General features: G+C 63.9%; 8 protein-coding genes. 7 read left to right on the top strand and 1 reads right to left on the bottom strand.

What is annotated here, in order from left to right; translation table 11 throughout:
- Window positions 1-72 precede the first annotated feature (72 nt).
- Complete coding sequence (locus GE073_RS00370) at window positions 73-6,417, top strand: 5'-nucleotidase C-terminal domain-containing protein (protein WP_228551214.1); 6,345 nt, start codon at window positions 73-75, stop codon at window positions 6,415-6,417.
- Between the two features lie 365 nt (window positions 6,418-6,782).
- Here the strand turns inward: GE073_RS00370 and GE073_RS00375 are convergent, their stop codons facing one another.
- Window positions 6,783-7,397, bottom strand: coding sequence for a type II toxin-antitoxin system PemK/MazF family toxin (locus GE073_RS00375; protein WP_127464516.1), 615 nt, complete (start codon window positions 7,395-7,397; stop codon window positions 6,783-6,785).
- 167 nt (window positions 7,398-7,564) lie between these two features.
- Between GE073_RS00375 and GE073_RS00380 the strand changes: the two genes are divergently transcribed.
- The 6 genes from GE073_RS00380 (at window position 7,565) to GE073_RS00405 (ending at window position 12,484) form a co-directional block, all read left to right on the top strand.
- Window positions 7,565-7,933, top strand: coding sequence for a GntR family transcriptional regulator (locus GE073_RS00380; RefSeq protein ID WP_028598290.1), 369 nt, complete (start codon window positions 7,565-7,567; stop codon window positions 7,931-7,933).
- A 4-nt stretch (window positions 7,934-7,937) separates the two neighbouring features.
- Window positions 7,938-8,861: an ABC transporter ATP-binding protein gene (locus GE073_RS00385; protein ID WP_228551215.1), complete on the top strand. Its 924-nt coding sequence runs from the start codon at window positions 7,938-7,940 to the stop codon at window positions 8,859-8,861.
- Complete coding sequence (locus GE073_RS00390) at window positions 8,858-9,565, top strand: hypothetical protein (protein ID WP_153782527.1); 708 nt, start codon at window positions 8,858-8,860, stop codon at window positions 9,563-9,565. Before GE073_RS00385 ends, GE073_RS00390 begins: the two co-directional genes overlap by 4 nt.
- 121 nt (window positions 9,566-9,686) lie before the next feature.
- The gene (locus tag GE073_RS00395; protein WP_153782528.1) at window positions 9,687-10,721 is read left to right on the top strand and encodes an NADH:flavin oxidoreductase/NADH oxidase; all 1,035 of its coding nucleotides are present in this window, start codon (window positions 9,687-9,689) and stop codon (window positions 10,719-10,721) included.
- Window positions 10,722-10,845: 124 nt separating this feature from the next.
- Window positions 10,846-11,574: a vWA domain-containing protein gene (locus GE073_RS00400; protein WP_028598294.1), complete on the top strand. Its 729-nt coding sequence runs from the start codon at window positions 10,846-10,848 to the stop codon at window positions 11,572-11,574.
- Window positions 11,558-12,484 (top strand): protein kinase domain-containing protein, encoded by a 927-nt coding sequence (locus GE073_RS00405; protein ID WP_028598295.1) that lies wholly within the window; start codon window positions 11,558-11,560, stop codon window positions 12,482-12,484. The genes GE073_RS00400 and GE073_RS00405 overlap by 17 nt, the downstream gene beginning before the upstream one ends.
- Window positions 12,485-12,504: the final 20 nt, after the last annotated feature.

Consider the following 12,504-nt stretch of genomic DNA (forward strand, 5'->3'; position numbering starts at 1 on the left):
CATCTATGCAAGCTAAAATTTTCCGCTATAATAAACGCAATATCCTCTATTATCCTCAAGGAGCTGACGACTTTGCCCTCTCACCCCGTATCCTTCTTGATTCGCTCCAAACGAAACATCAGCCTGTTCACGGTGCTCGCCTTGCTGGCGACGCTGCTGCTGCCAGCCGGCATGGCGACGACCGTCCGCGCCGCGGCGGCCGGTCATGTCGTCATCAGCCAGATCTTCGGAGCTGGCGGCAACGGCGGCGCATTGTACAACGCCGACTTCATCGAGTTGTACAATCCTACAAGCGAGACGGTGAGCCTTGCGGACTGGAAGCTCGACTATGCCAGTTCCGCAGGCAGTTACCCAGCCTCCGCCCCTAACAGCAATATTCTGATGCTTTCGGGCTCCATCGCTCCAGGAGGCTATTTCCTGACGAAGCAGTCCGGAGGTGCAAACGGAGCGGCCCTGCCGGCGCCGGATGCGACCGGAACCCTGGCCCTTGCCGCCGCGAGCGGCAAGGTCCGCCTGTCCGATGCTTCCGGCAATATCGTCGACATGGTCGGCTACGGAACGGCGGCTACGCCGTTCGAAGGCTCTGGCCCGACGGGCAATCTGTCCGCCACGACCGCCGCGATCCGCAAGGCATCCGTCACAGGCGGCAACGACCGCGGCCAGGATACGGACAACAACGTCGCCGACTTCGACATCGCCGCCCCGGCTCCGCGCAACAGCGCCTCCCCGTCCGACGTGCCGTCGGTCGTGACGGTCCAGCCCGTGACGGGGAGCCCGGCTCCGAACGCATGGCCGGCCGGCACGGCGGTGACGCTGTCGACGGCGACGGCTGGCGCGTCCGTCTACTACTCGACGTCCGCCGATTCCACGTATCGCGCTTTCACCAGCCCGATCGTGCTGACGGAGTCCGTCACCTTCCACACCTATGCCGCCAAAGAAGGCGCAGAAGGAAGCATCTCCCGCGACCTGGCCTATGATGTGCTGGCCAAGCAGTCGGTCGCCGACGCCCGCCTCGCTCCGGTCGGACGCAACGTCTGGACGGAGGGCGTCGTTACCGCCGTAAACGGCAGGGAAGTCTATCTCCAAGACAATACCGCCGCCATCGTGCTGTATGACTATCCGGACCAGCTCCGCGCGGGCGACCGGGTCAGCGTGCAGGGCGAGATGGTCCACTACAACAACCTGCAGGAGCTGAAGCCTGCAGCCGGACTGAGCCTCGAGATCCTGGAGCGCGACCAGCCGGTGCCGGCGATCCGCGCCGTCACGCCGGAGCAGCTGGCCGCTCCGGCCGGCGAGGCGCTGGAAGCGCAGTTCATCTCCATCGACAATGTGACGATCGGAGCGAAGTCCGGCAGCACCTGGTCGGCCAAGCAGGCCGGCTCCGACACCAGCTTCGCCATCTTCTCCAGCTCGGCCAAGGTCAAGGAAAATGCAGCCTTCGACCGCGTCATCGGCGTCGTCAAGCAGTACCAGGGCATCTACCAGCTCGTGCCGCTGCATGACGGCATGCTGGTCGACCAGCTGTTCACCGTGCTCGCGAGCCCAGCCGGCGGCATCGTCGCTCCTGGAACCCGCGTGGCTCTGAGCGTGCCGGCCGGCGACCTGCCGATCCGCTACACGACCGACGGCTCCGAGCCGACCGCATCCAGCCCCCTTTACGAGGAGTCGATCCTCGTCGACCGGGCGATGACGATCCGGGCGTTCGCCACGGACGGCGAGCAGCGCACCGAGACGCTTTCCTTCTCCTACCAGCTGGCGGGAGAGGTCGGCATCCGCGACATTCAAGGCAAGGGCCACGCTTCCCCGTTCGTCGGCCAGACGATCCAGGGCGTGAAGGGCGTCGTCACGCAGCTCGGCTACAATTTGGCGAGCGCGACCCCGTCCTACAAGGGCTTCTACATCCAGACGCTGGAGCCGGACAATGACCCGGCCACCTCCGAGGGACTGTTCGTATACAGCACGGATGCATCCAAAAAGCCGGCTGTCGGCGATGTCGTCGAAGTCAGCGGCAAGATCGACGAGTACAACGAAGGGCTGGCGACAAACCTGACGACGACGCAGCTCGCGCTGGCCAGCATCTCCGTGCTGGAGAGCGGCCATGAGCTGCCGGCTCCGGTCGTGCTCGGCGCCGGAGGGCGCGTCATTCCGACGCCGACGATCGACGACGACAGCATGACCGTCTTTGATCCGGAGAACGATGCGATCGACTTCTTCGAGTCGCTCGAGGGCATGCGCGTCCAAGCTCCGGCTCCGGTCATCACGAGCCCGTACTGGATCACCAGCGGCCTGTACACGATCGCCACGCGCATCGACAACGGCGGAGCCGACCTCGTGACGCCGGCCGGCGGCCTGGCGCTCGGCGCTTACAAGGACTACAATCCGCAGCGAGTCCTGATCCTCTCGTCCAATCCGGGCTTCGAGGTCGGCACCGGCGACCGCTTCGCCGGCGACGTCGTAGGCGCGCTCGGCTACCATGCCGGCAACTTCAAGCTGATCCCGGCGCCGGGCAGCCTGCCTGCAATTGAGACGAGCTCCTTTGCCCAGGAGACGACGACGCTGCAGCCGGAGGGCGACAAGCTGCTCGTCGCCAGCTACAACATCGAGAACTTCTACCCGGGCGTCAAGGCGGAGAAGATCGAGAAGCTCGGCGACTCCATCGCGCATAACCTCAAGGCGCCGGACATCATCACCGTCATCGAGATGCAGGACCGCAACGGCGAGACCGACAACGGCATCGTCGAAGCGGACGCTACCGCGCTGATCCAGTCGATCGCCGCCAAGGGCGGACCGACGTATACGTACGTCGACATCGCTCCGGTGAACAAGGAGGACGGCGGAGCGCCGGGCGGCAACATCCGCGTCGGCTTCCTATACAACGCCGAGCGCGTGCAGCTGGCGGACAGCGTGCAGGGCCGCAAGGGCGGCTCCACGGAAGCGACGGCCTACGATGCCGCTTCCGACTCGCTGACGCTCAACCCGGGCCGCGTCGACCCGACGAACGCCGCGTTCGCCTCTTCGCGCAAGCCGCTGGCCGCGCAGTTCGTGTTCCAGGGCCGCAAGGTGATCGTCGTCGCGAACCATTTCAACTCCAAGACCGGCGACCAGGGGCCGTTCGGCGCGGCGCAGCCGCCGTTCCTGTCCAGCGAGACAACGCGCTGGGAGATCGCTACTCTCGTGAACGGCTTCGTGAAGACCATCGTCCAGGCGAATCCGGAAGCGAACGTCATCGTCACCGGCGACCTCAACGACTTCCAGTTCACGCCGACCGCTGAGAAGCTTAAAGGCGGCGAGCTGGCGAACCTGATCGACACGCTGCCGGCAGGCGAGCAGTACACGTACACGTACGACGGCAACTCGCAGGTGCTCGACCATATTCTCGTCAGCCGCAACCTGCTGGTCGGCTCCAAGGTCGACGTCGTTCACCTGAACGCCGACTTCCCGGAATCGCGCGGACGCGTCTCCGACCATGATCCGGTGCTCGCGCAGATCGATCTGACGCCGGCGCCGAAGCCGGACTTCCGCATGACGCTGCTGCATACGAACGATACGCATGCCAACCTCGACACGACGAGCGCGCCGTCGTCCGTCGCCCGCCGCGTGACGGCGGTCAAGGAGCAGCGCGCGAGCGCGGTCAATCCGCTGCTCGTCGATGCGGGAGACGTGTTCTCCGGCACGCTGTATTTCAACAAGTACGAAGGCATGGCCGATCTGGCGTTCATGAACCTGATGAAATACGACGCCATGACGTTCGGCAACCATGAGTTCGACAAAAACGCCGATGTGCTGGCCCGTTTCGTGCAAGGCGCGGCGTTCCCGTTCGTCTCGTCCAACGTGGACTTCTCCGGCGAAGCGGCGCTGCAGGCGCTCGTCCGCCCGGCGGCGGGAGCCGGACAAGCGGTAGCAGGCAAGATCTATCCGACGATGATCAAGGAGATCGGCGGCGAGCAGATCGGCCTGATTGGCCTGACGACGCCGGACACGGCCAACATCGCGTCTCCGGGAGCGGTGACGTTCGCCGATCCGGCCGTTAGCGCCGCAGCCGCCGTCAAGCAGCTGCAGGAGCAAGGCATCGACAAGATCATCGCCCTGTCCCATCTCGGCTACGAGGAGGACATTGAGCTGGCGCAAGCGGTGGCAGGCATCGACGTCATCGTCGGCGGCCACTCGCACACCAAGCTCGAGCAAGCGGTCGTGGACCGCACGTTTGAAGCGCCGACGCTGATCGTGCAGACGGGAGAGAAGGGCCAGTTCCTCGGCCGCCTCGATGTCGCCTTCGACAAGGAAGGGGTCATCTCCGAATACGCCGACAAGCTCATCTCCATCGAGGAGAAAAACGGCAGCGCCGATGTGCTGGCGAACGATCCCGAAGCGGAGGCGCTGCTGAAGAATGACTACAAGCCGGGCGTCGACGCGCTCGGACGCGAGGAAGTCGCGAAGTCGACCGTCGTGCTGAACGGCGTGCGCGATGACGTCCGCACCAAGGAGACGAACCTCGGCCGCCTGATCGCCGACGGCATGCTGAGCGCAGCCCGCAAAGCGGGCGCGAACGCGACGCTCGCGCTGCAGAACGGCGGCGGCATCCGCGCCTCGATCGAGGCCGGCACGATTACGCTCGGCCAGGTGCTGACGGTGCTTCCGTTCAACAACGATCTCGTCACCGTCAAGCTGACCGGCAAGGAAATCCGCGAGGCGCTCGAAAACGGCGTTTCCAAGCTTCCGGCCTCCGATGGACGCTTCCCGCATGTGGCGGGCATGCGCTTCTACTACGACTCGCTCAAGCCTGCCGGCTCGCGCGTCGTCAAGATCGAGACGCTGCAGCCGGACGGCAGCTACGTCGCCATGAAGGAGGACGCGACCTACGAGCTCGCGACCAACGCCTTCACCGCGCGCGGCGGCGACTTCTACGACTCTCTGGCCAAGGCCTACAATGAAGGCCGAGTCGTGCCGCTCTATCTGCCGGACTATGAAGTGATGGAAGCTTATCTGAAGGAAAAGAAAACGATCGATGAGAGCACGGCTCCGGCGGGCCGCATCATCGACCTGAAAGGCAGCCCGCTGCCGGTCGATCCGACGCCAACGCCGACGTCGACAACAACGCCGACGCCAACGCCAACGTCGACAACAACGCCGACGCCAACGCCAACGTCGACAACAACGCCGACGCCGGCGCCAACATCGACGGCAACGCCGACAGGTACGGCGACGCCGCAGCCGACGGCTTCGACAACGCCTGCGCCTACGGCCAAGCCAGGGGCGATCACCGCTCCGCTGCAGCTGAGCGAACAGGCGGGCCTGACCGTCGGAACCGCGACCGTCGGAGCGGAGCAGGCGCTTGCCGCGCTGCAAGCCGCAGCCGACGGCAAGCTGACCATCGCTGCATCCGCAGCCGGTTCCTTCGACCGGACCGAGGTGACGCTCGCTTCCGGCACGGTCGCCGCCCTGCTGGGCGCGCCGAGCTTCCGCGAGGCAGCTGTATCCTCGCCGCAGGGCAGCTACGTCCTTACCCGCGCGCTGCTGGAGTCGCTGGCTAAAGGTGCCGCCAACGCCGCGCTGACCGTCAAGATCGGCAGCGCCCAGGCAGGCCTCGACCTCGCCAAGGCTGCGGGATTGCCGGCAATCGGCGCTGCCGAGTACGAGCTTGCGCTGACGGTCGACGGCAAGACGTCCGAGCCGAACCGCTTCGGCTCCTACGTTCCGCGCTCGCTCCGCCTCGCTGACACTGCAGCCGTGACGGCGATCGTGCGCCTCAGTTCCGACGCCTCCGGCCAGCTGGCCTACGTGCCGGTACCGTTCATCGTGCAGGACGGCCAGATCGTCTTCTTCAGCCGCGGCAACAGCAGCTATGTCGCCCTGGGCGGTGCAGCCGCCGCCTTCGCCGACATGCACGGCCACTGGGCCGCCGCGGCGGTGCAAGAGCTGGCCGGCAAGCGCATCGTCGCTGGCAAGACCGCTTCGGCGTTCGCTCCGGGCGATGCCGTGACGCGCGCCGAGTTTGCGGTGCTGCTGGCCCGCACGCTCGGCCTGACCGCCGGCTCCGCCGCATCGTTCACCGACATCGCGGCGGGAGCCTGGTACGCGGACGGCATCGCCGCCGCTGCCGAGGCGGGCCTGATCGGCGGCTACGAGGACGGCAGCTTCCGTCCGCAGCAGCGCATCACCCGCCAAGAGATGGCGGTCATGACGCTGCGCGCCGTGCAGCTGGCCGGGCGCCAGGCCTCCGCTCCGCAAGCGGAAGCCGTCGCCTTCGCCGACAGCGGCCGCATCGCCTCGTGGGCCCAGGCAGCAGCGGCGGAGCTTAGCCGCTACGGCCTCATCCAAGGCGACGACCAGGGCCGCTTCCAGCCGCTCGCCGGCGCGACTCGCGCCGAGAGCGCCGCGCTCCTGCAGCGCCTGCTGGCCCAAGCTTCGTTCGAATAGACATCCCTGTAAAAACGAACCGCTCCTCGGGATTTTTCCGAAGAGCGGTTCGTTTTATTGCGTTCAATGAGAGTTTCCTTTGATCCACATGTGCTGAAATGGAGGCAGCTGCATCTTTTAGGTGATGGAAGACAATCTAGAGGAAGGGACTTCCCGATGACTCCATTATCCAACAGGTAAAATTATTAACAGTTAATGAGAACTACTTTTCGGAATTTAGGACGAAGAAGACCGTCCCCTAAGGGGACGGTCTTCTCTTTTAAAGTACGTTTAATCTTTTTAGGACCGCAGTGGACAAAGTCCAAAGGGCATTGTTTAAGGCGCTCCAGACAGTATAGCATATATCTTTAGATAAATGCAATAGTTTATTGTGAGTCATTTTCTCGGCTTGCAGCTGCTGTATTAGTTGCCTGCTCCATTAGTTTGATAGCCGACGAATATCTGGGTGTAAACAGTTCCAAAATTTTATTATCGATTAAATCTAAAAATGGTGCGGGCAATTTAAACACTTTATCAGCAGCTCTTCTTGGCTTGTAGATCCGTAGTTTGCTAATCGGTTGTAATTGGTTTGGAATAGCAAAAGCCTCTTTTCCATTAAGATCTTCCAAAACTCCTATATATATTTCATGCTTATGTAAGATACTCCTAGGTTGGCTATTCTCAAGAGATCCGAGAGGCACGACATTTACGACCGGATTTGATTTCTCATTTTCATCCACTACGACTGCATAATGAAGTCCCCCGATTTCCGATCCTGGATTAAACCCAAAATTGACAAAGATGATCTCTCCACGATTATATTTTCGGAGCTTCGATGGTTCAAAACCTGTTTCCCACTTTAGGTACTTGTTTTGAGTTTCCATCCATTCCAAAAATATTTTTCCTCGTTTTAGTCCCATATTTTCAATGGTACGTTCTAAATCAGCGATTCTCTCCTTTAAAATGCTATGCCAATGAGCGTCTTCCTTTAAAATCGTCATCTCTTACCTCCTCTATGCATGTGAATTGAAAATATCATGCAGATCCAAATATTACAAACTAATCTAATTTCCTTGTATGAATGTTACGCCCGCATCCCTTGACATTCTCCCGCATAGGTTATATGGTTAGTTACATGAGTAATTAACCAATGTGGTGGTGAGGCAAGTTGAGCTTTCTCAAGGATGACGGGAGGCCGATCTTTCAGCAGATCGCGGAGAAGATCGAGGATGACATCGTAGACGGATCGCTCCCGGAGGAAGGGCAGGCGCCTTCGACGACGCATTTCGCCCAGTTCTACGGCATCAATCCGGCGACTGCGGCCAAGGGCGTCAATCTTTTGGTGGATCAAGGCATTCTCTACAAGAAGAGAGGGATCGGCATGTTCGTGGCGGAAGGGGCGCGGGAGCGCTTGATGGAAAGACGCAGGGAGCAGTTCTACGAGCAGTACGTCGTGCCGCTGCTGCGCGAGGCGGAGAAGCTCGGCATCGACAGCGGCCGGCTGGCGGCCATCATTCAGGAGAAAGGGAGGGGCTGAGCATATGATGACCGTCAAGGACCGGACGCAGGCCGCCTACGCGCTGGAGGCCGACCGGCTGACCAAGAGCTACGGCGCCCAAAAGGCGCTGGACGGCGTGAGCCTGAAGCTGGAGGCCGGCCTCATCCACGGCCTGCTCGGGCGCAACGGCGCGGGCAAGACGACGCTCATGAGCATCGCGACCGCGCAGCTGTTCGCCACGTCCGGCGAGGTCCGCATCTTCGGGCAGCAGCCGTACGAGAACCGCGAGGCGCTCAGCAAGATCTGCTTCATCAAGGAAAGCCAGAGATACCCGGATATGTTCCATGTCGAGGACGTGCTGGCGACGGCCCGCGCGCTGTATCCGAACTGGGACGAGGCGCTCGCCGGCGAGCTCGTGGAGTCGTTCCGCCTTCCCCGCCGCAAGAAGATCAAAGGCTTCTCGCGCGGCATGCTCTCCTCGGTCGGCATCGTCGTCGGGCTGTCGAGCCGGGCGGAGCTGACGCTGTTCGACGAGCCGTACCTCGGCCTCGACGCCGTCGCGCGCTCGCTGTTCTATGACCGCCTGATCGAGGATTACGCCGAGCATCCGCGCACGGTCGTGCTGTCGACTCATCTGATCGACGAGGTGAGCCGGCTGCTGGAGGCGATCCATGTCATCGACGGCGGCCGGCTGCTGCTGAGCGAGGATGCGGAGTCGCTGCGCTCCCGCGCCTACCGGGTGAGCGGCTCGGCCGCCAAGGTCGACGCCGTCACGGCGGGCCGGAGAGTGCTGCGCCGCGAGACGATCGGCGGCTCGGCTGTCGCCTCGGTGCTGGCCGGCGAGCCGGGCGAGAACGGCATCGCCCTGGCGCTTGAGGCTGGGCTGGAGGCGGAGCCGCTGCCGCTGCAGCAGCTGATCGTCGACCTGACGGCCCATGCGGCCCGCGGCAAGGAGGAATCGGCATGAATCGAGGACTGAAGAGCATCCTTACGATGTATCGGAGAGACAAATTCAACTGGCTGCTGCTGCCTTGGCTCATCCTGCTCTCCAGCTTCACGGTGAATCTGGTCGTCGCCTTCTCCATGAACCGCGGCGGCGGGGAGGAGTCGTTCACGACCGGAGGACTGCTGTCGATCATCATCTACATGTTTATCGTCGGCATGATATCCGTCTACTGGACCTTCAACTTCGCGCTCAGCCTATGCATCAGCCGGCGCGACTACTTTACGGGGAGCGGTATCGCCTTCCTCGCGATGTCGGCGTTCCACGGCGCGCTTCTGACGGTCGCGACCTCGATCGAGCAGGCGATCGGCGGCTGGTTCGGCATGCACTTCTTCGTCATTCCCTACACGACGGACGGTCCGTTCTGGCAGACGTTCGCGGTCTATTTCACGGTGCTGCTCTTCGCGGGCTACGGCGGCTTCGTGTCCGGCAGCTTGAGCCGGCGCTATGGCAAGCGGGGCAACTTCCTCTTGTACGGCGGCACGTTCATCCTCGGCGGCGCGTTCACCACGATCGCCTCGCTGCGCGGCTGGTGGGTTCCGATCTTCGACTGGATCTCCGGCCTCCAGATCAGCCTGCAGGGAGTCTGCCTGCTGCTGCTCGCGCTGGCCGTCCTGTTCGCGACGCTGTCCTGGCTCATGCTGCGCCGCTCGTCGGCGAGAGCCTGACCTCCCTTTGCCGCTTCCTTCGGGGAGCGGTTTTTTCTTTTCTCGACCGGGTTCGCTTATAATAGAGGAAAAGAAACGACGAGGAGCCCGCAGGCTCCCGCCGGAAGGAGCGCGAAAGAGCATGGCCAAGCTGTCGGAACCGTTCCGCCTGAAAGGGCTGGAGCTGAAAAACCGGATCGTCATGGCGCCGATGTGCCAATATTCCGTCGAGGAGCAGGACGGCACGCCGAACGACTGGCACTTCGTCCATTATGTCTCGCGCGCGGTCGGCGGCACCGGCCTCATCATCATGGAAATGACCAACGTCGAGCCGGACGGCCGCATCACCAGCCGTTGCCTCGGCCTGTGGGACGACGCGCAGATTCCGGCCTATGCCCGCATCGTGCGGGAATGCCAGCGCTACGGCGCGCGCGTCGGCGTGCAGATCGCCCATGCCGGGCGCAAGGCGACCGACGCCGAGCAGCCGGTCAGCAGCTCGCCGATCCCGGTCGAGCCGACCGGCTGGAAGACGCCGCGCGAGCTGACGACCGCGGAGGTGCGCGGTCAGGTCGGCCTGTTCCGCGAGGCGGCCCGGCGCGCGGTCGAGGCCGGCTTCGACACGATCGAGCTGCACGGAGCGCACGGCTACCTCATCCATCAGTTCCATTCGCCGTCGCTGAACCGCCGTACGGACGAGTACGGCCAGGACAAGCTCCGCTTCGGCTGCGAGGTGATCGCGGCCGTGCGCGAGGTCATGCCGGCGGACATGCCGCTCATCCTGCGCTTCTCGGCGACCGAATACATCGAAGGCGGCTACGAGCTCGACTACGGCCTGGAAATCGCCCGCCGCTACAAGGAAGCCGGCGTCGACATCCTGCATGTGTCGAGCGGCGGCGAGGCGCCGCCAAACGGCAAGCGCCAGCCCGGCAACTATCCGGGCTACCAGGTGCCGATGGCCCGCGCCGTGCGCGAGGCGGCCGGCATCCCGGTCATCGCGGTCGGCATGCTGGACGAGCCGGAGCTCGCGCAATCGGTCGTGCAAAGCGGCGACGCCGATCTCGCCGGGATCGGGCGCGCGCTGCTGCGGAATCCGTACTGGGCGGTCGACGCGCTTCTCAAGACCGAGGGGCTGCGCACGGAGCAGCCGGCCTACAAGCGCGGCTACCCGCTGAAGTAGCGCCCCGCCGGACGGCCGCACGGGCGCTCCCGCTGGCCCCGATCCGCCGAGCCGCAGGTCTAGATCTCTCCCGATGGGGCAACACTGAATGATAGAGTTCAATCTATCAGCGGGAGGGATTGCGATGAAGCAGATTCTGCTCATTACGGACGGCTGCTCGAACGTCGGCCTGAATCCGGTCGTGGCGTCGGCGGAAGCCTTTGCGGAAGGAATAACGGTGAACGTGGTCGGCGTGCTCGACGGAGGCGACCTCGGCGAGTACGGGGCCAAGGAGATCCAGGAGATCGCCCATGCGGGCGGCGGCATGAGCCGCATGGTCAGCACGCGGCAGCTGTCGCAGACGGTGCAGATGATGACGCGCAAGACGGTCGTGCAGACGATCCAGCAGGCGGTGCAGAAGGAGCTCAAGTCGGTGCTCGGCGGCACCGGCGCGCTCGAGGACCTGCCGCCGGAGCGGCGCGGGGAAGTCGTGCGCGTCATCGACGAGCTCGGCGAGACGAGCCGGCTGCGCGTCGCCCTGCTGATCGACGCCAGCGCCAGCATGAAGCCCAAAATCGCCGCCGTCGAGGAAGCGATCCGCGACCTCATGCTGAGCCTGCAGTCGCGTCAGGGCGAAAGCGAGCTGGCGGTATTCCATTTCCCGGGCGACCGGCACGGCGACGACGCGGCGCTCGACCGCGAGTGGACGAGCGATCTGAGCGGCGTGCAGGCGCTGTTTCCCAAGCTGCAGATGCGGGGCACGACGCCGACGGGACCGGCGCTTCGCCAGGTGATCCAGTATTATCGCGACAGCGCCGGCGACCGGCGAAGGGGCGGCGAGGAGGACGAGATGAGGAGTGGCTACGTCGGCTAAGCTTGATCTGGACCGGGGCATGGTCATTACGGGCAAGTGGCGCCGCCGCCGGTACCGCGTCGAGCGGATGCTCGGAGAAGGCGCCAACGGCAAGGTGTACCTGGTCCAGCAAGAGGGCCGGCTGCTCGCGCTCAAGGTCGGGATGGACACGGCGGACCTGCAGTCGGAGATCAACGTGCTCAAGGCGCTGGAGAAGCAGCAGCCGCGCGGCGGCGGGGCGAGTCCGTACCTGCTGGACGTGGACGACCTGAAGCTCGTCTCCGGCAAGGAGTACCCGTTCTACGTCATGCGCTACGTGCGCGGGGCCAAGCTGCCGGCTTTTCTGGCCGCGAGCGGCGACGAATGGTTTCCGCTGGCCGGATACAACCTGCTGCTGCGGCTCGCCGAGCTTCATGCCTCCGGCTGGGCATTCGGCGATCTCAAGATCGACAACGTGCTCGCGGCCGAGTACGGGCGCGTCGAGCTGATCGATTACGGCGGCGTGACCGCCTTCGGCAAGGGCATCCGCCAGTTCACCGAGATCTACGATCGCGGCTATTGGAACGCCGGCACCCGCGCTTCGGATGCCGGATACGACCTGTTCTCGTTCGCGGTGCTGTGCGTGCAGCTGTTCGCCGAAAAGGAGCTTCATCGGGCCGCCTCCGGCACGCTCCCGCAAAACCGCAGCGCGGGCGACGTGCTGAAGCTCGCCCAGGACGCGCCGCAGCTGCGGCCGTTCTCCGGCTGGCTGGCGCGCGCGCTCGCGGGCGGCTTCGCCGACGCGGCGGAGGCGTCCCATGCCTGGAAAGCCGTCATGCACCGCGTCTCCCGTCCCGCGAAGCCGGTGCCTTGGTGGACCAAAGCGCTGTTTCTTGCCGCCGCCGCAGGGCTGGCGGCTTCGGCGTTCTGGCTGGGCGGCGGGCTCGGCTAGAACGAGAGGATTCGACGACA

The sequence above is a fragment of the Paenibacillus sp. B01 genome, assembly GCF_009649995.1.
Classification (GTDB): Bacteria; Bacillota; Bacilli; order Paenibacillales; family Paenibacillaceae; genus Paenibacillus_O; species Paenibacillus_O pasadenensis.